Genomic DNA, 23,314 nt, shown 5'->3' with positions numbered 1-23,314 from the left:
GGAACGGCTGGTTAAAATACTCCATTTAGAGGAATTTGTAGATATGGTCAAGTTTTTATCAAAGTTCAGCGCTCTAGTTTTGGCAGCCACTTTCTGCTTCAGCGTTTTGATCGGTAATCCAGTGGGTGCCAACGCCGCGAATTTAGATTTAGTTAACCCGTCAATCAAGTCAATCAATTGGATAGGTTCGGCAGGTAATTTTGGCGCTGCTTCCTTGCTAGCCGCTGTTGCTGAAACTCCAGTTGTGGAAGCTCCAATAGAGGCAGCCAAAGAGACGATTGAAGATGCAGAGGAAGCGACTAAAGATTTAGCTAAAGCTGAAGCGAAAAAACTGAAGGAAGCCAAAAAAGCAGAAGAGAAAGCGGCAAAGGCAGAAGCGAAAAAAGCCAAGGAAACAGCCAAGGCTGAGGCAAAGAAACTGAAGGAAGCGAAGAAGGCAGAAGAGAAAGCGGCAAAAGTGGCAGTGAAGAAAGCCGCCGCAGAAAAAGCCGCCGCAGAAAAAGCCGCCGCAGAAAAAGTAACTGAGGCTGTAGAAAAAGTAACCGAGGCTGTTTCTGAGTAGCTATTTTCTAAGTAGCAGCGCGATTCCCGTAGGGATCGTTTCACGAATTGCGCCAGCCTTTGACCAACCATATTGCACCTGAGAAAGGGGGAGCGATGACTGTAGTTTCAGACAAAGGTGGAAATGGAAATTTTCACCTTAGCGAATTCTTAATCAGCGACGGACCTGCTGGTTTCATCCTTAGTTGGGTTGCAGGGTTCGTCGATACCTCCGCATTCATCATTCTGTTTGGCATATTTACCGCTCATGTAACAGGCAATATCGCTTTAGCAGGAGCGTCTTTTGTCGGTTCTGACGAAGGGTCAACAGTGACGAGATTGTTAATGCTGCCGGTATTTATGGTGACGGTTGCGTTAACTTCACTTTTGGCTCACTATGCCCGACAGAAGCAATGGTCTGTATTTGCAGTGCTGCTAACAGCTGAAGCGATCGCTCTGGTGGTTTTTTTAATTATTGGCACCACACTCTCACCCGCCTTGTTACTGGATGTGCAAGAGGAATACATTTTGCCCATCGGTATGGCGGGAGTGGTTGCCATGGCAATTCAAAATGCCCTGATGAAAGAATCTCATGGGGTGTTTAAGAGCTACATCCCAACGACTGTCATGACGGGCAACACAACACAGCTAACCATCGACCTAGTAAAGTTTTTGAGATCTAAAGTATCTCGATCGCCGAGCGAAGCATTGCGCCAAGAAGAAGCCGAAGCTTTAGAGCGTATGGGACGATTTATTCCTGTGCTTGCCGGATTTGCGCTGGGGGGTGCGGCGGCGGCAGTTTTCATTCTGATGTCCGAAACTTGGTGGAGCTTAATTTTGCCGTTGATGGCAATTACCACACTGGCGATCGCGGCTTATGTGCAGCATGGGCGATCGCTAGACGCTGCCTAGCATTCTAAAAGATTGAGCTAATTCATACTTACTTAGGAGACCATAGACTATGAAACGGCTGTTTATCGTATTATTCGCTGGTTTGATAATGGGACTGAATTTGATGCTGTCTAGTCCCGCCAATGCTGAGGGAGTGGGAACCGCAGAAGCGATGCTGAGTTCCACCATTGCTGAGCAAACTAAACCAACCCTATCCTTCATTGAGCAACTAAAAACTCAAGTTTTTCCAAAAATTGAAAATATCCTCACCCCTCAGCAAACCGATCAGTTAGAAGCTGCCATGTTGAAGGGTGAAACCAGTTTACGCAAAGCCTTCAAAGCGATTACTCTCTCTTCTGATCAGAAATTCAAATTGGCAACAGTTCTAAAATCATTGCCTAAAAGAGATACCTTGGCAGCACTTACGCCAGAAGAAAAGAAGCAATTTTTCATGAAAAAGAAAGAGGCGTTTATGCCTACTGCTGAAAGCATTAACGAGAAGATTAACGCCAGCATGAAAATGAAGGGAACCACTTTGCCAGAGGGAGTTAGCGAGAAAATTACCGCAAAAATGAAGAATGCTGAGCAGTTCAGACCCACTCCAGAGGAAATTGGTGAAAAAATCAATGCTGGAATGAAAATGATGCAGGAAAAAATGGAATAGTAAGACGATTAAACTTTCCCAAGTTGTTTCATTTCGGAAACTTGAAAGACCTAGAGTGTGGAGTTCTTGTAACTTCGCACTCCGCCCCTTGAAGTTTTCCTAAAACGGCTGAAGCTTTAGGCATCGTTTAGTGAGTGATGAGGTTGTTGAATGGATTCTTTGATAAATGCTGTAGATTCACAAGCAGTATTGTTGATTGCTGCGATCGCAGTCTCCCTATTACTCATTCAATTGATCTTTAGATTCTTGAACGGTGGATTGGGGCTAATTTTGACCATCGTTGCCATCGTTTTGCTGCTGCAATATGTTTTTGGCATTAGTCCAAAGAGCCTGTGGTTTGAGATTAGTCATTTGCCTCAAGATCTGATCCATCTCGTGAAGAACTTATGAGTTCCTTGACGAACGCCACGGATGTTGCGATCGAACAAGATCTCAAGCAGTTTTTAATCATCCTTCTGATTGCTCTAGGCGCTGCAATTCTTCCCAAAATCTTTGTGGCACTCCGCCAAATCCCCTACACCCTGCTGTTAGTGATGGTGGGCTTAGGATTGGCGATCGTGGATGTTCGTCTGCTGGATCTGTCACCGGGTTTCATTCTCATGGTGTTTCTGCCACCGCTGCTGTTTGAAGCTGGGTGGACGATGAAATGGCATGAGCTACGGCAACTGATCTTGCCCAGCACGTTTTATGCAGTGGGTGGCGTTTTACTGTCGATCGCGGGGGTCGGGTGGGCGCTCCATCAATTCATGAATGTTCCCTGGATGACCGCCTTCTTGGTGGGAGCCTGCTTAGCGGCAACCGATTCTGCGGCGGTGCTGGGTTTGTTTCGTGAAGTTGGAGCCGGAAAACGCCTGACCACGCTGCTGGAAGGAGAAAGTTTATTTAACGATGGCGCAGCCGTAGTCGCCTTTGGAGTGCTAGTGGAACTCGCGGTTGATCCCCAGCCGTTTCAACTTTCTACTACCGTTCTCCGATTTTTCATTGTGACGGGTATTGGGATTGGAGTCGGTGGCTTAATTGGGATTTGCGTTGCCATCCTGAGCCAAAAATATGAATTGAATTGGGTTGAACAAAGCTTGACTCTTGTCACTGCCTATGGCACCTATCTTTTAGTCGAAGAACTGGGTGGATCGGGCGTAATTGGAGTAGTGACGGCGGGGTTAGTGATTGGCAACTTTAGCATTCAATCGGGCATGGAACCGATCAAAAGCTCTAGCATGATTGAGTTTTGGGAATTCATTATATTTTTTGTCAACTCTATTTTATTTCTGCTGTTGGGCGATCAAATGCATCTGCCCAAACTGATTCAAAATATTCAAACGACAACGATCGCCATTGTTGCCATTGTCGTATCACGCGCCGTTGTGATTTATGGATTTACAGGCTTGCTTACATGGCTGGGAACCGTAAAAATCTCCTGGCAAGAACAAACTGTGCTTTGGTGGACTGGGTTACGCGGTTCAGTGGCGATCGCCCTTGCCTTAAGCATTCCAGTTGTAGTGGCTGGGCGAGAAGAAATTATTGCCAATTCCTTTGGAGTCGTCTGGTTCACCCTCTTGGTGCAAGGATTAACCGCAAAGCTTTTGTTAGAAAAACTAAATTTGCTAGACGATACCTCCTTACAGCAACAATTTCTGCAATTGATTGCTCGCCAAGAAGCGTTGCAGCAGGTGTCGGATCACTTAACTGAAACCCAATTCCAGTCAGCGATTAACGCCGTCCAGCATCAAACTCATCTAGACTTTGTTACTCAACAACTTCAACAGTTACAGGTGGATATTGTCTATCTGCAAGACCAACATCCCGAACTCCAAGCCTTTAGCCTGCAACAGCATCAAGAAAAGATTCTAGCGATCGAGTCCCAAATTTATACCAAGTTTGTCCAAGATGGGCTTCTGAAAAATGCCTTGCCAACAGTGATGCAGAAAGCATTCAACAATCCATAATGCCTCTGAGCGATCGCAGCACAAAAATCCAGCAATTCTCATTTTGAAACATTTGTACTAAACTAAGGGTCTCCAAAGGATTGCTTGCTCAACTTTCTGAACGACGGAATGAGGGTTCCAGCGATTCAGGATGATTGAAGTTAGCCCGTTAGGTGAGAACCATTCTCATGCTGAGAATTGCTGACAAAAATCAGTCTGGATACCAAAACATTCCTTTAATGCCCTCAGGATCAGACATAAAGCCAAGTCTGCGATAAAAATCAACGACCTGTGGATCGGCAAACAGCGTGATGTTGCTAATATCTTCGCTACGCAATTTTTTGATGATGTGCTTCATTAAGGCTTTGCCAAACCCTTGGCTTTGAAAATCGGGATGAACCACCACATCCCAAATCGTGGCATTGAAGGCATGGTCAGACGTTGCCCGCGAGAATCCAATCAGACGACGTTGAGTGCCCCGCTGCTCCCACATCGTCACGACTAAAAAGCTGTGCTGAATCGCTTTCTTCACTTTCCGCAGAGGGCGACGAGACCACCCTACAGCGCTACAAAGCTCCTCTAATTCATAGAGGTCAATTTCTCGATCGGTACTAAAGTAAACTTGATAGCCGCGATCGCTCGTCCCTTCAACAGATTCCGGTGCGATCGACATAGATTTAGTAGCAGAAGGAGCGTCAGCGGTACTGAATAGGCTTTTCCAAAAACCCATGTAAGCGTAGGTAAAGTAATAAAAGATTGATCTCAGTACAGAATAGTATAGCCTTCATCCCCTTTGATCATGGATTCTTCAGCTTTTAAGTCACCCGTCAGCCAATCAACTTCACAAAACAGATAAAGTGAAGGCGTAGCCAATGGTTCTAAATTAGTTTAGAGTGATAGCTTCTCCCCCAAAGACTCTCTATTGCAGCAGTTGCACCAATTTTAGGGTTCTAGCTTAAGTAAGCGAGATAGATGTTTAATTATGGCTTTAGGATTAAAGTCATCCACGGTAGAACTTTTAAAACGCTTTAATCGGGCGTTTCCGCAGTTTTATGAGCAGTTTGTCAGCAGTGAAATTCAACTGCAAAACTTGCGGCTGGCGTATCAGCTTTACAAGACAAAACAAGCTGTCATTGAACTTAAACCCGAAGGCAGCAAAAGCGCTTTGCATTTTGCTTACCGAAATCAATCTTTTTTGCTCAGCGATATTTTTGGCGTGTTGGCTGCCTATGGCTTAACCATTCATAGTTTGAGTCTGTACGGGCAGATTTATCCGCCAATGCTGGTATTTGTGAAGCTGATTGTGTCCCGGAGTGGCAAAGCCTTAACCGAAAAAACCGCTGAGAACGTTTGTAGAGCCGTCCGAGAGGCTTTAGCGGGTCGGTTTGAGGTGGAAGAAATGCTGGCGGTTGAATTTAACCTGGATGCTGGTTTGGAACAGGTAGAAACGGAATTTTACGTTGATCCGGTGTTTCACTTACCCGCTCTGCTGATTGAAGCGGATAACCAACCTGGATTGTTTTATAAGGTGATGTATGCCATTTGGCAGGAAGACTTGATGGTGGTCAATGCCAATTTGCTCGTGTGGCGAGGGCGAACTCGCTTGATTCTGTATCTGCTGGGTCCCAACGAAAGCATTATTCCAGAATACTTAGGGCAAAAAATCGCCGAAGGGGTACGGCAGAGGCTTTTGGGCAGGCGATTTTAGAAGGTAGATCAATTGAATGAGTTGTAAAGCTGATTGACATTAGCGATCGGCATTCGCGAAAGCACCCCTAAAGTCAGCGGTGATCGCTCTCCCTGGTTAAAGTGTTCAGCAGCGGCACAGGCAATCATGGCGGCATTGTCAGTGCAAAACTCCAGCGGCGGAAACAGGACGCGCAGATTGTGTTGAGCAGCAGCAGCTTGAAGATGGTGGCGCAGCCCGCTATTTGCCGCCACGCCCCCGCCAACAGCGATCGTGTCTAATCCGTAGTCCAACGCACAGGCGATCGCCCGCTTGGTCAACGCTTTTGCCACCGTTGCCTGAAAGCTTGCTGCTAAGTCCTCCACAGGTAAACTGGGCGAGTCTTGCTGGAGTTTTTGAGTCAGACGTAGAACGGCGGTTTTCAGTCCGCTAAAGCTGGAGTCATAGCGATGAAAGCCGCCTTCAGGCAGAGAAATTTGACCTTCTGGCAATGGAAACGCTTTGGGATTTCCCTTTTTGGCTAGGCGATCAAGGATCGGACCGCCGGGATAGCCGAGATTCATCAGCCGTGCCACTTTATCAAACGCTTCCCCAGCCGCATCGTCGCGAGTTTGCCCTACGGTTTCGTAGTCTCCACAGGCTTTCACTAAAATTAGGCTGGTGTGTCCTCCCGAAACCAGCAGACAAACGAAAGGCGGCTGTAAATCGGGACTGCTGAGATAGGAGGCGTAAATGTGTCCTTCCAGATGATGGACTCCTAGAAAAGGCTTTTGATGGACGATCGCCAAGGTTTTTGCGGCAGTCACTCCCACCAACAGCGCACCCACTAATCCAGGCGTACAGGTGGCAGCAACTCCATCAATATCAGACCAGATAAGCTGGGCAGAATCTAACGCTTGGGCGATCGCCAGATTCAGCAACTCCACATGTTGACGCGAGGCAACCTCTGGCACCACACCCCCATAGGGTTGATGAGTCGCAATCTGAGACGACACAATACTGCTCAAAATGGTGCGATCGTTGACGATCGCGACGGCAGTTTCGTCACAACTTGTTTCAATTGCCAAAATGGTCGCCATTTGCTGGTAATTTCTTGAAGAAATAGGCTATTTATTGAGCTTAAATTTGGACGAATAAGTCCATGCGCTTAATGTTCAAACAGGCTCAATGTTAAACAGTCTAGCGAACATAGCCTGATAAGCGTCCATTCTCATTTTGTAAACACAACGTTCATTTTTGTAACGAAGGGAAACAATTCCATGCGTCGATTGTTTGCTCTCATGATTGCGGTTACCCTCTGGTTCGGATTCACTCCGTCTCAGCCCGCTTATGCTTTTAATCTGACTCCTTGCAGCGAAAGCGCTGCCTTCGCCCAGCGTGCTAAAGACTCGATTAGCCCCACTGCCGCTCGCCGCTTCGATGCCTATGCGAAGTCTGGAGTAATGTGTGGTGAAGATGGTCTGCCTCACCTGATTGTGGATGGCAGCCTGGATCACGCCGGTGAATTCCTGATCCCTAGCATCCTGTTCCTGTATATTGCAGGCTGGATTGGTTGGGTTGGACGGGCATACATCCAAGCAGCGAAGAAAAGCGGTTCTCCAGAAGAGAAGGAAATCATTATTGATGTTCCTCTTGCCATTAAGTTCGCGCTTTCTGGTTTTGCATGGCCCCTGATGGCTTTGAAGGAATTCACCACCGGGGAATTAACCGCCAAGGATAATGAAATTACTGTTTCACCCCGCTAAATCTCTTACCCTGATCTATTCCTAGGAGAATCCTTCATGAAGTATTTTTTGAAGTACCTGTCTACGGCCCCTGTGATTGCTACCGTTTGGATGGTCATCACTGCTGGCATTTTGATTGAGTTCAATCGTTTTTTCCCTGATTTGCTGTTCCATCCTTTGCCATAGGGTTGGGACTGGTTATTCAGTTGCTAGAGGGGGCGATCGCAGTAGTGCGATCGCCCCCTCTCTTGTTTTCAACCCTAAATTTTCTGCGATCGCCGATGCCGTATTTCTCGGCTTGTGATCACGATAAGCGTCAATATCGTAATGGGTAGGATGAAAAGCATCAGAACGTTACTGAAGATAGGCAAACTATCGTGTTTGGTAGAGTCCAAAATGAGATAGGTCGCATAGACTCCGTAATAAGCCATGAAGACAAAGCCTTCCCAGCGGGTAATTAGGTTTCCTGTAAAGAAAATCGGCAAACAGGCGATCGCCACCGCGATCATCACCGGAATATCAAACCGTAGCGCTGCGTCAGAAACTGCTACTCCTCCGGTTGGAGAGATTGCTGCCGACAATCCCAGCACCGCCAGAATATTAAAAATATTGCTACCCACCACATTGCCAACCGCAATGTCGCGTTCGCCTTTAATGCTGGCGATTAGAGAGGTTGCCAGTTCGGGAAGAGATGTGCCCGCTGCCACGATCGTTAAGCCAATCACCAACTCGCTCACGCCAATTGCCCGGGCGATCGCGATCGCGCTTTCCACCAACCACTGCGACCCCTGCACCAATAGAAACAGCCCCACGGCAATTAGCCCCAGGTTGACTATCCAAGTCATGGCGGTCGGTGCAGGCGTATGAGCAGTCGAGTCATCTGCTAGCAAGACTGGCTGATCCTCTTTGCGACCTTGATAAAGCAAGAACCCGGTATAAGCCAGAATACCGATAAATAAAATCACCCCATCGGACTGATTAATCTTGCCATCTAGCCCAAATAGCAGCAGCAAAAACGAAACCCCAATCATGATCGGCACATCCAACCGGATGAGTTGATGTGCCACGATCAACGGTGAGGCAAGGGCAGATATTCCCAGAATAAACAGCACATTGAAAATATTGCTGCCTACCACATTTCCCAACGCGATGTCTGCTTGTCCCGCAAAGCTAGATTGAATGCTAACCGCCATTTCTGGGGAACTCGTGCCAAATGCCACAATGGTTAGCCCAATAATCAAGGGTGAAATTCCTAGAATAGTGGCAAGTTTAGAAGAACCCCGCACTAAGGCTTCTGCACCAATGACTAAGAGCACCAGACCAGCAAGCAGCAATCCAATAACGGCAAAGGTCATGATGTATTTGATTACTTAGTAATGATTAAAAATCTGAGAGACTGTTTATTTTAGCCGCGATCGCTTAGCACAGTGCAGGGGCAAACAAAGTGGTTTCGATCCGATCCAATGCCTTGTCAAAATCATCATTGACGATCTGGATGTCGAATTCGCTGGCGGCGTTAATCTCTGTCTCTGCCCGGTTTAAACGCCGCGCGATCGCCTCCTCCGTTTCCGTGCCTCGGCTGCGGATGCGATATTCCAACTCAACCAAAGAGGGCGGCAAAATAAAGATCCGCAGCGCGTCAGGAAAGGCTTTACGAACTAGTCGCGCCCCTTCCAACTCAATTTCTACAATCACCCACTGTCCTTGACGAATTTTCTCTTCCACAGCAGTGCGAGGCGTGCCATAGAGATTTCCAGCAAATTCTGCCCATTCTAAAAACTCGCCATTGGCAATCATCCGCTCAAACGCGCTACGGCTAAGGAAGTAATAATCTTTGCCTTCCACCTCACCCACCCTAGGCGATCGCGTCGTTGCCGAAATAGACAAACATAATTCAGGGTGACGCTCCATCAGCGATCGCAGCAAAGTTCCCTTCCCGACTCCACTGGGTCCTGTTAAAACGATTAATTTGCCCGTGCCCATGCGCGTTCCCCCTTTGCCTAAATTTATCTATTTGATATTTCTTAATACTCCATCATACAGAGGAGAAGAGCAACTTCGTGGCACCAGAAGCGCCAAGACTTGCGGATAGAACTGAAGTTATTTAAGAATAGAGTAAGCAGAAGGCTTTAAGTCTAGCAATTTAGTTTTTTCTAGGCTGCTTCATTTTTTCAATCATTTTTTAATCGCTTAACAGTGACTAGATTGGGTCAGTCTTCCCCTGTAGCCTCTTTGCTGATCACAAATCGGTTGGCGACTGTTTCAGGCTGAATCGCAGAAAGAATTACATGCCCAGAGTCAGTGATAATCACGGCACGAGTTCGCCGACCATAGGTTGCATCAATTAGGTGCTGAGTTTCTCTGGCATCCGTAATGATGCGTTTAATGGGTGCCGATTCTGGGCTAACAATGGCAATGACCCGATTTGCCGACACAATATTGCCAAAGCCAATGTTGATTAATTTGATATCCATATTGGCTGAATCCGGGGTGAGATGAGTAGGCTAGATGGGTGATCGAACTGAAAAATTGCGCCACAAGGCAATGAATAGCTGTGCAACCTGTTGACTTTACTACCCTAACCGCGATTTGTTCGGAACTCCGGACGGACTGGATTCCGGCTCGCGTTGAACAAATTTATCAACGCGATCGCCACACGTTATTTTTAGGGCTTCGTACCTTAGACGCTCGTCGGTGGCTAATGGTTTCCTGGCATCCTCAAGCCGCTCGCCTTTGTTTGAGCGATCCCCCGCCTCGCATTCCCGATACGTTTACCTTTAGCCAACAGTTGCGCCACCAAATCGGCAATTTAGCGCTGGTAAAAATTGACGCGATCGCCCCGTGGGAACGGGCGATCGATTTGCAATTTGCTCGTCGTCCCGGTGATCCCGCTCTGTGGCATCTCTATGTAGAAGTGATGGGCAGATATAGCAATGTTATTTTGGCAACCGGAGAGAACCAAATTGTGGCGGCGGCTCACCAGGTTAGCGATCAGCAATCCAGCGTCCGCCCGATTCAAACCGGACAACCCTACGAAATTCCACCCATACTAACGGAAGCGATGCCAACCCTAAGTGAATCGTTTGAGCGCTGGCAAGAGCGCCTCAGCCTGGTTCCTGGCGGTCTAAAACGCACCTTGCTAAAAAACTATCGGGGACTTAGTTCTGCCCTGGTCATTAGCCTTGTCCAAACTGCCGAGTTAAATCCAGATCAATCGACGGCTGAACTAACGACTGCGGATTGGCAACGGCTGTTTCAACAGTGGCAAACCTGGCTGACGATGCTGGAAAAACAGCAGTTTCAACCGGGCTGGACAGAGACAGGCTATACGGTATTGGGATGGGGAGTGACCCGCGAGGCAAACAGCATCCAAAAACTCATCGATCGCTACTACAGTGACCAACTCAATCAGCAAGAATTTGTTCAGTTGCGCCATCAACTCACCCAAAAACTCGGTCAGTTGTTAGCAAAACTGCGGGTAAAAGCGGCAACGTTCCAAACCCGCCTCGATCAATCTGACGGGGCTGATCGCCAACGAGAACAGGCAGACTTACTCATGGCACATTCCCACGACTGGCAACCAGGAATGAAAGCGATGACTCTGCCCGACTTTGTGACTGAGAAGCCGATAACCATTGCACTCAATCCTGAACGGAATGCGGTTCAAAACGCTCAGGTATTATATAAACAACATCAAAAATTGAAACGGGCACGAAACGCGATCGACCCTTTGCTCACCGTAGTTAACACAGAACTTCATTATTTAGAGCAAGTAGAATCCGCGTTGATTGAGCTATCTCACTATGAATCTCAAGAAGATTTGAGCGCTTTAGAAGAAATCCGCGACGAGTTAATTCAACAAGGATATCTGCCCAGTTCAGCCCATCCAACGACTCCAACGCAGGATGAATCCGCAAGCCAGCCCCGCCGCTACACCACTCCCGGCGGCTCAGAGATTTTGGTGGGACGCAATAATCGCCAAAATGACATCCTTACCTTTCGCACTGCCAGCGATTATGATCTTTGGTTTCACACTCAAGAAATTCCTGGCAGTCATGTGTTGCTGAGGCTGAATCCAGGCGACACTCCAGAAACAAAAGACTTAGAATTAGCCGCCGACTTGGCAGCTTACTATAGCCAAGCTCGCCAAAGCGAACAGGTGCCTGTGATTTACACCGAACCAAAGCATGTTTACAAGCCGAAGGGGGCAAAACCAGGAATGACAGTTTATAAACACGAGCGCGTTTTATGGGGACAACCGCAGCGTGTCTCCGAGCGGATATCAGCAGGTGTTGAGCAAAGCTTGAAGCAAGGATAGAGAGAGGCAGATTTATGAACTTTTGTTAAAAAAATGTTTGTGTTTGTTGTTACAATCCTCTTTATAAGGGATTAATAACTTTGGAAGCCTGCTGCAAGTTTGGGAACGCGGAGCAGTTTCTTCCTTTGATGAGAAGAACAACGTACATAGGATTGAAAGACCAGCGGAAGTTTGGTCTTTTTTCTTTAAGTGCCACTCCACAAGCTGCCTATTGATTGGCGATCGCCCCTCAACCAACGCGTTATCATGCTCAACATCGCGGTGGTGCTTTTCAGCAGTCAGTAGTCGATTTTTGCCGTTTTTTTCCAATACTGCTAATCCGAAAAGTTGGCTGTCGAGGGATTTAGGTGTGTAGGAAGGGTTCGCGTTTTGAGTACTATTTTGGGCAATCATGCGGCTCTAGCAAACTTGAAGGTGGCGTTGGTGCATGAATGGCTGACCCCAAAAGCGACGGGTGGCTCCGAGTTGGTGGTTCAGGAAATTTTGCGATCGCTGGATGCTGATCTTTATGCGCTGATTGATTTTGAATCGACGAATCCCGATAGTTACCTATTTGGGCGATCGATTGGCACAACGTTTTTACAAAATTTTCCGCTAGCGCGAAACGGTGTCCAAAAATATTTGCCCTTGCTGCCCTTGGCGATCGAACAGCTAGATGTCCGCCAGTACGACATCATTTTGTCTTCCTCTCATGCCGTTGCCAAGGGCGTATTGACGGGTGCCCATCAACTGCATGTGTGCTATTGCCATGCGCCAATGCGTTACGCCTGGGATTTAACGCTTGATTACCTGCAAAGCAGTCGGTTAGGGCACGGCTTACCGGGTGGATTGACACGCTATCTGCTGCATCGGCTGCGGCAGTGGGATATAGTTTCGGCAAACCGAGTCGATTATTTTATAGCCAATTCTCAAACTACGGCGCGGCGGATTTGGCGGTGCTATCGGCGTTCGGCGAAGGTTATTTATCCGCCTGTAAATACCGATCGCTTCCAATTTCAATCCCAAAAGCAAGACTTTTACCTAACCGTGTCGCGGTTGGTGGGCTACAAAAAAATCTCGCTGATTGTCAAAGCATTTAACCAACTGGGGCGATCTCTGGTTGTAATTGGGGATGGAACCGAACTAGAGTCTCTGCGTCAACTAGCCAAACCGAATGTCAAAATTTTAGGCTGGCAGCCCAATGAGGTCGTAGATCGCTATATGGCAGAGGCGACTGCCTTTGTCTATGCCGCCCATGAAGATTTTGGCATTGCCCCCGTTGAAGCCCAAGCCTGCGGCACCCCTGTGATCGCGCTGGGTTTGGGGGGAACCTTAGAAACAGTCCGGGATATCCGTCACCATCCTGAGAATGGGACTGGTGTTCTTTTTCCCACCCAAACGGAGACAGATCTAATGGCAGCCGTTCAAACGTTTGAGCAACACCGCGATCGCTTTAATCCAGACGTGCTGCGTGCTCATGCGCTCTCCTTCAGCACAAAACTCTTCCAGCAGCGTTACTTGCAATTCGTAGAGCAATGTCATCAAAATTTCCAAATCCAAGCCAAGTCGCCCAGCAATGATTTTTTTTGAGTTGAGCAAGATTTTTACTGAATTGCATCAAAACAAAGCGTAATAAGGGTTCACTGGCTTTACAATCAGGAGTGTGTGTGTGGTGTGGATATGCAAGGAGTAAAATGACTGCTGAAAGTCAACTCGTTTCTCGCAGATCCCTTCGAGCAATTCTAAAACGCGGCGTTCTACCGTTTTTCTGGGATTCCTTGAATGGCGATACTGCTAAGCGGATCTTTGATATTTGTTTTTCGTTAACGTTTCTAATCGCTTTTTCCCCGCTCTATCTGCTGCTTATTTTGTTGGTAGCGCTCAGTTCTCCCGGTCCTGTCTTTTATGTTCAAGAGCGGGTCGGTAAGAATTACAAGCCTTTTAATTGCTACAAATTTAGAACGATGATTGAGAATGCCGATGAGGCACTGCATGAGATGATGCAAACCTCACCCGGTATGCGCCAAGAATTTCAAGACACGTTCAAACTTAAGAGAGATCCTCGCATTACTAGAGTTGGAAAATTTCTACGAGTTACCAGCTTAGATGAGTTCCCTCAGTTCTGGAATATTCTAAAGGGCGATATGAGCGTGGTAGGTCCGCGTCCTTTAGTAGTTGAAGAGCTACCTAGCTATGGTGAATATATTGACCGGGTGCTAACGATTCGCCCCGGTGCTACAGGGCTATGGCAAGTCTCTGGGCGCAATAATATTCCCTATCCTCGCCGGGTGCAGATTGATTTGTACTATGCCAATTCTCGTCATTTTTTGATGGATCTTTGGATCATTGTGAAAACAGTGGGGGTTGTGATTTTTCTTAAAGACAACGGCGCTTACTGACTGGCATTTATACATCTGTCTCTAAAACGTTGCTGGGTTGGTTTGGTTTGATGTGACACTGTAAATTGAGGAACAAACTCATAGGCACTGAGTTCCCAGGTTCGCTTATAGTTTTAGAGACTGATCTGCATACATCTGAATAACAGATTGGTTCTTTGATTTCACCTTAAATTATGGGAACGTTTATGATAATTCGTCAGGTGCTTGGCAAGTTTGCAGTATCGAGTGCTGTTGCAATGGTGATGAGCGGGGCGATAGCAAATCTTGCATACAGTGTTCCAATTACAGACGGACAAACTGTTAATGGGTTTATTCGCTCTAACTCTCGCTCCTATCAATTTAGAAACTTTGCTAGACCTGCTGCGGCAACTCAAACTGCACGGGGGGATGAATATACGTTTACGGCTCAACGGGGCGACAGTCTTGAAGTGGCTGTAGCCGCTGAGGATGGCAGCACCCTACGTCCGGCGATCGCCCTGATTGATCCCATGGGGCGGCAGGTCAGCTATAGCGAAAATCCTAGTTTCTTTAAATATCAAATCGTTCGAGCAGGCACCTACAAACTCTTGGTGTTGGCGCGCAATCAGTCTTTAGGACGCTACACTGTGGCGATCGATGGGCTTAGTGCAGCGGCGGCTGAGGTTCCTCTTGCTGATCAGGTCATGCAAAACACGCTGCGCTTACGGGCGATCGGCTGTGGCATCCCCAACGTTGCCAAAATTAAGATTGGAGCAGAAGAACGCTGCACTCGTGACATTGAGCCAGGTGTTTATCTGTATGAAGACGCAACTAAAAGCATCAAAATTGTGGATGCTCGGCGCGATTTAATCGCCAGGCAACTTCAGGTTACAGTGTTGGATCGGTGTCCAACGGCGGGGATACCTGTTGCTCAAATTACGATTGCTGAACCACAAGATGGCAGAGACTACACCTACTGCGCTACGCCCAGCCGTTTTGTCCAAGCAGGCAACTACCGCTATAACCCAATCACCGATACTTTAACTCCCCTGAGTACTGCTTCTACGGGCACAACTCTGCCGCCTACGACCCAACCGCCTATCTCCCAGCCTCCTACGACTCCCCTGCCCACTGACATGAGACGGCAACAGTTGCAGAGAGACTACGGATTAACCGTGTTAGATAATTGCCCTGCGGCTCGTAGTTCTTATGTAGTGGTCAGTTTTCCAGATGCTAATCAGATTTATCAATACTGCGCGATTCCTACGCGCTTTCTGACTGCTGGAGAATATACCTACAATCCGACTACAGGCAATTTAGATGCAGCAACGAAGCCAGTGAACTGCACGGTGACAATCGGCGGCATTTGCATCGTTAAGTAAGGCTCTTGAAAGCAAGGTCTCTGCACAAATTCCTAAAAAGTGCCGTAAAACGGTGTTCTTGGAGTGGTAAGCTATCGAATGCACTTAAAAACCAGTAGGACAATAGTTAAATGACCGGGTCTGCTCAGGTGCCTTATTTGTTGAGAGCCGCTCGCGGTGAGATCTTGGAGCGTCCTCCTGTTTGGATGATGCGCCAAGCAGGACGGTATATGAAAGTTTATCGGGATCTACGCGATCGCTATCCTGCATTTCGCGATCGCTCTGAAAAGCCAGAATTAGCGATCGAGATTTCACTCCAGCCCTTTCGAGCGTTTCAGCCCGATGGCGTGATTATGTTTTCCGATATTCTGACTCCTTTACCAGGGATTGGCATACCGTTTGATATTATCGAAAGTCGCGGTCCGGTGATTGATCCACCGATTCGGACGCTCGAACAAATTCGTCAACTGCATCCCTTGCATCCCGAAGAATCCTTGCCCTTTGTGGGGCAGACTCTCAAAGCCTTACGGCAAGAAGTGGGCAATCGCGCCACAGTGTTGGGGTTTGTGGGTTCTCCATGGACGCTTGCTGCCTATGCGATTGAAGGCAAAAGCTCCAAGGATTATTCCACGATCAAACGGATGGCATTTACTGAGCCAGCGATTTTGCACGAGTTGCTGGGCAAATTGTCTGATGCGATCGCCACCTATGTGCGCTATCAAATTGATTCAGGCGCTCAAATCGTGCAGTTGTTTGACTCTTGGGCAGGGCAGTTAACGCCTCAAGACTATGATGTTTTTGCCTTACCTTATCAGCAGCGTATTGTGCAGCAGGTTAAGGCAACCCATCCCGATACCCCATTGATTTTGTACATCAGTGGCAGTGCTGGAGTGCTGGAACGCATGGGGCAAACGGGTGTAGATATTGTCAGCGTTGACTGGACGGTAGACATGGCTGAAGCGCGTCAACGGTTGGGTGCCGCGATGGGGGTGCAAGGAAATATCGATCCCTGCGCGCTGTTTGGGTCAAAAGATTTCATTCGCGATCGCATCTTAGACACGATTCAAAAAGCAGGTCGTTCAAAGCATATTCTCAACTTGGGACATGGTATTCTGCCAAACACCCCTGAAGAAAATGCTGCGTTCTTCTTTGAAACTGCAAAACAAGCCGATCAACTCTTAGCTAAGCGCGCCTAATGTCTGCCTAAACCGTCAGAGTAGGCTGAATTAAAACATTACCCATGTATATACTCTTGCTGCTTTGACGCTTTCTACGATGGATTGTGGAAAAACAGTCTGATGTATGACACCGGGATACTACCAGTGGTTGTAGTCCAATATCTCAATCCAGACTAGAATCATAAGACCCAACAACTGAGCCTCAAATCTCCTATCTCTCTAAAGCCCTGATGACATCCAAACGGATTTTTGTGACTGGTGCAAGTGGCTGTATCGGTCACTACGTAGTCGAAACCTTAATTCAAGAAACCAATCACGATCTATTTTTGCTCGTCCGCAATCCAGACAAGCTGAAGATTGACTACACCGTTCGTCCAGGCATCACGGTTCTGCAAGGGAATATGCGAGAAATTGAGCAGTTTAGTGACTTGCTCAAAACGATCGACTGCGCGATTTTAATTGCTACAGCCTGGGGTGGTGCAGAAGAAGTATTTGATATCAACGTAGTGAAAACCATTCGGTTGCTCAATCTGCTAAACCCAGAGATTTGTCGTCAGGTTTTTTATTTTTCTACCGCCAGTATTCTTGATCGCAACAATCAGCCCTTGAAAGAGGCGGGCGAAATTGGCACAGACTATATTCGTTCTAAGTACAATTGTTTTCAGCAGTTATCCAAGTTAGCCATTGCCCCGAATGTGATCACGTTGTTTCCCACACTGCTATTGGGTGGAGAAGCCCAAAAGCCATGGTCCCATATTTCAGGTGGGATTTCTAAAGAAGCAAAATGGATTAACCTGATTCGCTTTTTTAGCATTGATGGTAGTTTTCACTATATCCACTCGAAAGATGTGGCTCAAGTTGTGCGACACCTGATTGATAATCCTTTAGAAGAAACAGAGTGTCACAGTTTGGTGTTGGGTAATCCGGCGATCGCCGCAGATCAGGCGATCGCGGAAGCCTGCGAATATCTCAACAAGCGGCTATATTTCCGTATTCCCTTAACCCAACGACTGTTGGATATTATTTTTGGTCTTTTTCGGGTTGAAGTGGCAGCTTGGGATCGGTTTGCGATGAAATACCGTCATTTTGTCCACCAGAATCCAGTTAATCCTTCAACCTTCGGCTTGCCGCCCTACTGCTCTAGTTTTGCCGATGTCTTAAAACTCAGTGGCGTTCCCCGAAAAAAGGGACGCTAACGCGAGTGGATATTTTTACGCCTGCTGTCTACCAATAGTGCGATCTGGATTTGCAGCCAATTATGACGGTATGGGCAAAAACACTTGAGAAAAGCGCATTTTGCAATCAAACTTTAAAGTCAGATTGAAATAAATGTGGTTTAACAGTAGACGTATACGAATAAACTGACCATGCTCGGGGTTGAGTCATCCAGTTGAATGAATCGATCGGATGAAGTATGCTACTGCGCGATCGCTTACCATAAGCGCGATTTGGTTCACCTATCTCTCAATGTTGAACGATGTTCAGAGCATAGATTCAATTCTGTATACTTCTGCTCACCTTATTCAGTGCGTCTAAGAAAACAGTGCAAGGTTCAATTATTCCATCCCCGTGCGGTAACTCCCAACTCATCCATTTTTTGCAGGAAAAGTTGAAGCTTTCCACAAACGCGATCGCGATCGCCATGCGTCATTGTGAACAAGATCCAGGACCTTTGCCCATGATTCTGTGGCAGTATGGGCTGGTTTCTTTAGAAGAGCTAGACCAAATTTTTGATTGGCTCGAAAGTTAATCAAATTGATTTAACAGGCTGTTATTCCATTAAAATATGTAAAGTGTTGGAGTAAGAAAAGAGTCCTTGACGGCTCACCTTGCCTTCACCGCCTCCTTATTTGATAGATATTTGAGAAGAACAACATGCGCGTTGCGATCGTAGGTGCAGGACTAGCCGGATTGGCAGCAGCCGTAGAACTCACTGATGCGGGACATGAGGTTGAGCTTTTTGAAGCGCGATCGTTTATCGGTGGCAAGGTTGGCAGTTGGATCGATGCAGACGGCAATCACGTTGAGATGGGGCTGCATGTATTTTTCAACAACTATGCCAATCTGTTTAATTTGATGAAACGGGTCGGGGCATTTGACAACCTGTTGCCGAAAGAGCATGTTCATACTTTCATTAATCGCGGTGGACAAATTGACACCTTAGATTTTCGGTTTTTGCTAGGAGCACCCTTCCATGGTCTAAAAGCTTTTTTCACGACTGGTCAATTGACAGCGCGGGATAAAGTGCAAAACGCGATCGCCCTGGGCACCAGCCCCGTCGTTCCCGGATTAGTGAGCTACGATGCCGCCATGAAATGGATTCGAGCATTAGATAGCATCAGCTTTGCCGACTGGTTTCGCAGCCACGGGGGTTCTCAGAACAGCCTCAAGCGTTTGTGGAATCCGATCGCCCTTGCCTTGGGCTTCATTGATACCGAAAACATCTCTGCCCGCTGTATGCTTACCATCTTTCTGATGTTTGCAACCAAAACCGAAGCCTCCCGCCTGAACCTGCTAGCAGGCTCCCCCGCTGAATATTTACATCAGCCCATCATTGACTACCTAGAAACACGGGGCACGAAACTCCATACTCGCCGCCAAACCCGCCGCATTTTGTTTGAAGAAGGGGGCGGCGAAACGCTAGTAACCGGAATTGTCACGGCGAACGGAGAGGATGAGGAAACCATTACTGCTGATGCTTACCTGGCTGCCTGTGATATTCCTGGCATTCAGCGCTTGCTGCCCCCAGAATGGCGCAAATGGCAGGAGTTTGACAATATTTATCAGCTTGAAGCCGTGCCTGTAGTCACCGTGCAACTGCGGTTTGATGGTTGGGTTACCGAGATGCAAGATGATGAACAGCGCCACCAAGTCAACCATGCGGCTGGATTAGATAACCTGCTTTATAGTGCCGATGCCGACTTTTCTTGCTTTGCGGATCTGGCGCTGACCAGCCCTAAAGATTATTATCGCGAAGGGCAGGGTTCCTTGATGCAGGTGGTATTAACTCCCGGCGATCCCTTTATTAAAATGAGCAATGAGGCGATCGCCCAACATGCCCTCAAACAACTGCACGACCTGTTCCCGTCCTCCCGCGACCTGACCATGACCTGGTATGGAGTGGTCAAATTGGCGCAATCTCTCTACCGCGAACAACCCGGTATGGACCCCTACCGTCCTTCCCAAAAAACCCCGATCGCCAATTTTTTCCTGGCTGGCAGCTACACCGCCCAAGACTACATTGATAGCATGGAAGGCGCGACTATTTCTGGAATGCAAGCCGCCCAAGCCATTTTGGAGCCAACAGGTTATAAGGTAAAGGGAGAGGGGCTGTTTAGGTATTGATATGTCCAACTGGCTGGAACATTCGGTTCAAATTGAAGTTGATGCATCGATTGATCTTGTGTGGAGTCTGTGGTCTGATTTGGAGCAGATGCCTCAGTGGATGAAATGGATCGACTCGGTGAAAATTTTAGAAGACGATAAAGATCTATCCCGCTGGAAATTGGCAACAGGCGGGTTCGATTTTACCTGGCTGTCTCGGATTACGAAGTTAGAGTACCACCAAATCATTCAGTGGGAATCGGTGGATGGCTTGCCCAATCGGGGGGCGATTCGCTTTTACGATCGCGGTGAGCAAGGCAGTATTGTCAAATTAACCGTTGCTTATTCTGCGCCTGGTTTTTTGCTGCAACTCATGGATAACCTGTTTGTCGGACGGATTGTGGAATCAACGCTCCATGCTGACATGGAGCGATTTCGAGTGTATGCACTACAGGCGAAGGCTGAGGCATCAGAGACAGCGACCTAGATTCCCGCTTAAATAGAGCTTGCGTTAAAGTCATTAATACTGGTGCATTATGGGTAACCCATGACGGATTCGGCTGCTGATTTAACTCAGCTTACAGAAGGGCTACCCGAACGGTTGGTGAAATATCAGGTGCGATATGCCAACCATCGGGATGTGAATCGCGAGGCGCTTACGCCGATGATGCGGCATTATGTGGAGATCAAAGACCAATATCCCCACGCACTGCTGCTGTATCGGATTGGCGATTTTTATGAGACCTTTTTTCAAGACGCGATCGCGATCGCCCGTGCCTTAGAACTGGTATTAACCGCTAAACACGCGGGTGAGGAAATTGGGCAAGTGCCACTGGCTGGCATTCCCCACCATGCTCTCGATCGCTACTGTGCCCAACTGGTGGAAAAGGGCTTTTCGGTGGCAGTCTGCGACCAAACCGAAGATGCTGCCGAAGCTCAGGGGCGGTTGGTGCAGCGGGAAGTGACACGGGTGATTACTCCGGGCACTGTGCTGGAAGAGGGAATGCTGAATGCACGGCGCAACAATTTTTTGGTCGCCATCGTCATCGCCGGAAATCATTGGGGCTTAGCCTATGCGGATGTCTCCACGGGCGAGTTTTTGACTACGCAATCGGAAGGTCTAGATCAACTGACTCAAGAATTGCTGAGACTCCAGCCTGCCGAAGTCCTCGTGCCTACCAATGCCCCCGATTTAGTCAGTTTGCTGCGTCCCGGTGAACGCTCTGAGCAATTGCCCGATTGTCTGCCCACCCAGTTTTGCTATACGCTGCGATCGCAATCCTCATTTGTGCTATCCGAAGCGCGCTATCGATTATTACAGCGATTTAAGCTGCGATCGCTCGAAGGCGTGGGCTGTGATCATCTGCCCTTGGCGGTTCGAGCCGCAGGCGGTTTGCTAGAATACCTCGAATCCACGTCAGAACGAGGCGTGGGTGAGCCGGAAAAACGCTCTGCACCCCGCACCCCGCACTTCGCCCGTCAACAAGTTCCGCTCCAGCCGTTGTGTACTTACACGCTGACCGAATTTTTAACGATCGACTATCAAACACGACGCAACTTAGAAATTACGCAAACTGCACGAGATTCTACCTTTCACGGATCATTACTCTGGGCACTCGATCGCACAGTGACCGCAATGGGCAGCCGATCCCTGCGACGCTGGCTGCTACAACCCTTACTTAAGCTGTCAGAAATTCAGGCGCGGCAAGAGTCGATCGCAGAACTGGTTAATAAAAGTGCTTTGCGCCAAACCGTTCAGAAAGTGCTGAAGCAAATTTACGACTTAGAACGATTAGCCGGTCGCGCCGGATCGGGCACCGCCAACGCACGAGATTTAACTGCCCTGGCAGACTCCTTCGGCAGGCTACCCGATTTGGCAATGGTGGTCGCCCAGGCAGAATCTCCTTACTTGAAAGATTTGCAATCCGTGCCGCCCCAATTAGAAGCTTTAGGGCGACACTTGCGATCTCACCTCACCGAAAATCCCCCCCTCACCCTCACCGAAGGCAACCTAATCCGCCCTAGCGTGAATACTAAACTGGATGAACTGCGGCAACAAGTGGACGACGACCAAACCTGGATTCGGGATCTGGAGGCGACCGAGCGCGATCGCACCGGAATTTCCACCCTCAAAGTCGGCTATAGCAAAACCTTTGGCTATTACATCAGCATTTCTCGCGCCAAAGCCACCCAAACCCCAGACGACTATCAGCGCAAACAAACCCTAACCAATGAAGAACGCTACATTACCGTGGAACTCAAAGACCGGGAAAGCCGAATTTTTGCCGCACGGGATGAACTGAATCGCCTGGAATATGAGATCTTCGCCGAATTGCGTTTAGAGGTCGGCACCCACGTCGAGCTAATTCGCACCGTTGCCAAGTCAGTCGCCGCCGCTGATAGTCTATGCGGCTTAGCAGAACTCGCGGTTATCCAGGGCTACTGCTGCCCTCAAATGACCCAAGGACGAGAAATCCAAATCCTTGAAGGTCGTCATCCTGTTGTCGAGCAATCCTTGCCCGCCGGATTTTTTGTGCCCAACTCCACAGAATTAGGGAATGGCGAAGGGCGAATTGCGAAGGACGAATTACGAAGGACTCATGACGAAGAAAAAAATTCGACCTCCGACACTCGGCACTCGGCACTCGGCACTCGACACTCGATACTTGCGCCTGATTTAGTCATTTTGACTGGACCGAACGCTAGCGGTAAAAGTTGCTATCTGCGACAGGTCGGATTGATTCAGCTATTGGCGCAAATGGGTAGTTATGTGCCAGCGCAGGCGGCAACGTTGGGAATTTGCGATCGCATTTTTACTCGTGTGGGCGCAGTAGACGATCTGGCAACCGGACAATCTACGTTTATGGTGGAAATGAATGAAACAGCAAATATTTTGAACCACGCTACCCCGCGATCGCTGGTGTTGCTAGATGAAATTGGGCGCGGCACGGCAACCTTTGATGGCTTGTCGATCGCCTGGGCAGTGGCAGAATATTTAGCCACAGAAATTCAGGCAAGAACTATCTTCGCCACTCACTATCACGAACTCAATGAGTTAGCCTCAATTCTGCCCAACGTGGCAAACTATCAGGTGACGGTAAAGGAGCTACCCGATCAGATCGTGTTTTTACACAAAGTGCAGCCCGGTGGAGCCGATCGCTCCTATGGCATTGAAGCCGGACGCTTGGCAGGATTACCCTCCTCCGTTATTGATCGCGCCAAACAGGTGATGACCCAGATTGAAAAGCACAGCAAAATCGCGATCGGGTTACGCAAAAGCAATCAGTCCGAACAATCTGTGAAAGAAAAAGCTAGCAAATATGCCGTCCAGTCAGACGAACAGTTAGACATTTTCGGTTGAGCAGG

At 48.1% G+C, this 23,314-nt stretch carries 24 protein-coding genes; 18 read left to right on the top strand and 6 right to left on the bottom strand.

Translation table 11 applies throughout. From position 1 onward, the window contains the following. The first annotated feature begins 43 nt into the window (after nucleotides 1-43). The 5 genes from AC1S5B_RS06320 to AC1S5B_RS06300 all read left to right on the top strand — a co-directional run bounded on the left by AC1S5B_RS06320 (nucleotide 44) and on the right by AC1S5B_RS06300 (nucleotide 4,041). Nucleotides 44-562, top strand: a complete 519-nt coding sequence (locus AC1S5B_RS06320) for a hypothetical protein (RefSeq protein ID WP_482034830.1) — start codon at nucleotides 44-46, stop codon at nucleotides 560-562. A 95-nt stretch (nucleotides 563-657) separates the two neighbouring features. Continuing rightward, nucleotides 658-1,452, top strand: coding sequence for a YoaK family protein (locus tag AC1S5B_RS06315; protein WP_482034829.1), 795 nt, complete (start codon nucleotides 658-660; stop codon nucleotides 1,450-1,452). 88 nt (nucleotides 1,453-1,540) lie between these two features. Then, a complete protein-coding gene (locus tag AC1S5B_RS06310; protein WP_482034828.1) occupies nucleotides 1,541-2,095 on the top strand; it encodes a hypothetical protein in 555 nt (184 codons plus the stop codon). 150 nt (nucleotides 2,096-2,245) lie between these two features. Then, nucleotides 2,246-2,485: a hypothetical protein gene (locus AC1S5B_RS06305; RefSeq protein ID WP_482034827.1), complete on the top strand. Its 240-nt coding sequence runs from the start codon at nucleotides 2,246-2,248 to the stop codon at nucleotides 2,483-2,485. Next, nucleotides 2,482-4,041, top strand: coding sequence for a cation:proton antiporter (locus tag AC1S5B_RS06300; RefSeq protein WP_482034826.1), 1,560 nt, complete (start codon nucleotides 2,482-2,484; stop codon nucleotides 4,039-4,041). Before AC1S5B_RS06305 ends, AC1S5B_RS06300 begins: the two co-directional genes overlap by 4 nt. Nucleotides 4,042-4,231: 190 nt before the next feature. On the opposite strand, the gene AC1S5B_RS06295 is transcribed toward AC1S5B_RS06300, so the two are convergent. Next, nucleotides 4,232-4,693 carry a GNAT family N-acetyltransferase gene (locus tag AC1S5B_RS06295; protein ID WP_482034825.1) on the bottom strand — a complete coding sequence of 154 codons (462 nt, stop codon included), beginning with the start codon at nucleotides 4,691-4,693 and terminating at the stop codon, nucleotides 4,232-4,234. A 309-nt stretch (nucleotides 4,694-5,002) separates the two neighbouring features. Here AC1S5B_RS06295 and AC1S5B_RS06290 point away from each other — a divergent pair, with 309 nt between their 5' ends. Beyond that, entirely contained in the window at nucleotides 5,003-5,728 is a 726-nt protein-coding gene (locus tag AC1S5B_RS06290; RefSeq protein WP_458648595.1) for an ACT domain-containing protein, read from the top strand. A gap of 8 nt (nucleotides 5,729-5,736) precedes the next feature. Here AC1S5B_RS06290 and tsaD read toward each other — a convergent pair whose 3' ends face one another. Further along, nucleotides 5,737-6,786, bottom strand: coding sequence for a tRNA (adenosine(37)-N6)-threonylcarbamoyltransferase complex transferase subunit TsaD (gene tsaD / locus AC1S5B_RS06285; RefSeq protein WP_482034824.1), 1,050 nt, complete (start codon nucleotides 6,784-6,786; stop codon nucleotides 5,737-5,739). A 180-nt stretch (nucleotides 6,787-6,966) separates the two neighbouring features. Here tsaD and AC1S5B_RS06280 point away from each other — a divergent pair, with 180 nt between their 5' ends. Together AC1S5B_RS06280 and psaJ are read left to right on the top strand one after the other, a co-directional pair. Next, complete coding sequence (locus AC1S5B_RS06280) at nucleotides 6,967-7,452, top strand: Photosystem I reaction center subunit III (protein WP_482034823.1); 486 nt, start codon at nucleotides 6,967-6,969, stop codon at nucleotides 7,450-7,452. A gap of 36 nt (nucleotides 7,453-7,488) precedes the next feature. Then, nucleotides 7,489-7,617 (top strand): photosystem I reaction center subunit IX, encoded by a 129-nt coding sequence (gene psaJ / locus AC1S5B_RS06275; RefSeq protein WP_458648598.1) that lies wholly within the window; start codon nucleotides 7,489-7,491, stop codon nucleotides 7,615-7,617. 74 nt (nucleotides 7,618-7,691) lie between these two features. On the opposite strand, the gene AC1S5B_RS06270 is transcribed toward psaJ, so the two are convergent. The 3 genes from AC1S5B_RS06270 to remA form a co-directional block, all read right to left on the bottom strand. Continuing rightward, nucleotides 7,692-8,786, bottom strand: coding sequence for a calcium/sodium antiporter (locus tag AC1S5B_RS06270; RefSeq protein ID WP_482034822.1), 1,095 nt, complete (start codon nucleotides 8,784-8,786; stop codon nucleotides 7,692-7,694). 64 nt (nucleotides 8,787-8,850) lie between these two features. Next, on the bottom strand, nucleotides 8,851-9,414 hold the full coding sequence (gmk, locus tag AC1S5B_RS06265) for a guanylate kinase (RefSeq protein ID WP_482034821.1): 564 nt from the start codon (nucleotides 9,412-9,414) through the stop codon (nucleotides 8,851-8,853). A gap of 227 nt (nucleotides 9,415-9,641) precedes the next feature. Further along, nucleotides 9,642-9,905: an extracellular matrix/biofilm regulator RemA gene (gene remA, locus AC1S5B_RS06260; RefSeq protein ID WP_482034820.1), complete on the bottom strand. Its 264-nt coding sequence runs from the start codon at nucleotides 9,903-9,905 to the stop codon at nucleotides 9,642-9,644. Between the two features lie 80 nt (nucleotides 9,906-9,985). Here remA and AC1S5B_RS06255 point away from each other — a divergent pair, with 80 nt between their 5' ends. Continuing rightward, a complete protein-coding gene (locus tag AC1S5B_RS06255; protein WP_482034819.1) occupies nucleotides 9,986-11,749 on the top strand; it encodes an Rqc2 family fibronectin-binding protein in 1,764 nt (587 codons plus the stop codon). Between the two features lie 12 nt (nucleotides 11,750-11,761). Here AC1S5B_RS06255 and AC1S5B_RS06250 read toward each other — a convergent pair whose 3' ends face one another. Beyond that, nucleotides 11,762-12,142 carry a hypothetical protein gene (locus AC1S5B_RS06250; RefSeq protein WP_482034818.1) on the bottom strand — a complete coding sequence of 127 codons (381 nt, stop codon included), beginning with the start codon at nucleotides 12,140-12,142 and terminating at the stop codon, nucleotides 11,762-11,764. On the opposite strand from AC1S5B_RS06250, the gene AC1S5B_RS06245 reads away from it, so the two are divergent. The 9 genes from AC1S5B_RS06245 to mutS all read left to right on the top strand — a co-directional run bounded on the left by AC1S5B_RS06245 (nucleotide 12,119) and on the right by mutS (nucleotide 23,309). After that, complete coding sequence (locus AC1S5B_RS06245; protein WP_482034817.1) at nucleotides 12,119-13,318, top strand: glycosyltransferase; 1,200 nt, start codon at nucleotides 12,119-12,121, stop codon at nucleotides 13,316-13,318. The genes AC1S5B_RS06250 and AC1S5B_RS06245 overlap by 24 nt on opposite strands. A 104-nt stretch (nucleotides 13,319-13,422) precedes the next feature. After that, a complete protein-coding gene (locus AC1S5B_RS06240; RefSeq protein WP_482034816.1) occupies nucleotides 13,423-14,127 on the top strand; it encodes an undecaprenyl-phosphate galactose phosphotransferase family protein in 705 nt (234 codons plus the stop codon). Nucleotides 14,128-14,312: 185 nt separating this feature from the next. Then, complete coding sequence (locus tag AC1S5B_RS06235) at nucleotides 14,313-15,467, top strand: hypothetical protein (RefSeq protein WP_482034815.1); 1,155 nt, start codon at nucleotides 14,313-14,315, stop codon at nucleotides 15,465-15,467. 110 nt (nucleotides 15,468-15,577) lie between these two features. Then, a complete protein-coding gene (gene hemE / locus AC1S5B_RS06230) occupies nucleotides 15,578-16,642 on the top strand; it encodes a uroporphyrinogen decarboxylase (RefSeq protein WP_482034814.1) in 1,065 nt (354 codons plus the stop codon). A gap of 212 nt (nucleotides 16,643-16,854) precedes the next feature. Next, nucleotides 16,855-17,820, top strand: coding sequence for an NAD-dependent epimerase/dehydratase family protein (locus AC1S5B_RS06225; RefSeq protein ID WP_482034813.1), 966 nt, complete (start codon nucleotides 16,855-16,857; stop codon nucleotides 17,818-17,820). 347 nt (nucleotides 17,821-18,167) lie between these two features. Then, on the top strand, nucleotides 18,168-18,374 hold the full coding sequence (locus AC1S5B_RS06220) for a DUF2949 domain-containing protein (RefSeq protein WP_482034812.1): 207 nt from the start codon (nucleotides 18,168-18,170) through the stop codon (nucleotides 18,372-18,374). Nucleotides 18,375-18,499: 125 nt separating this feature from the next. Further along, on the top strand, nucleotides 18,500-19,969 hold the full coding sequence (gene zds / locus AC1S5B_RS06215) for a 9,9'-di-cis-zeta-carotene desaturase (RefSeq protein WP_482034811.1): 1,470 nt from the start codon (nucleotides 18,500-18,502) through the stop codon (nucleotides 19,967-19,969). A 1-nt stretch (nucleotide 19,970) separates the two neighbouring features. Further along, on the top strand, nucleotides 19,971-20,435 hold the full coding sequence (locus AC1S5B_RS06210; protein WP_482034810.1) for an SRPBCC family protein: 465 nt from the start codon (nucleotides 19,971-19,973) through the stop codon (nucleotides 20,433-20,435). A gap of 60 nt (nucleotides 20,436-20,495) precedes the next feature. Continuing rightward, nucleotides 20,496-23,309, top strand: a complete 2,814-nt coding sequence (mutS, locus tag AC1S5B_RS06205; protein ID WP_482034809.1) for a DNA mismatch repair protein MutS — start codon at nucleotides 20,496-20,498, stop codon at nucleotides 23,307-23,309. Nucleotides 23,310-23,314 lie beyond the last annotated feature (5 nt).

The organism is Leptolyngbya sp. CALU 1928 (genome assembly GCF_056784215.1).
Note: the sequence above shows the minus strand (reverse complement) of the source record. Positions and strands in the feature narration are given on the sequence as shown.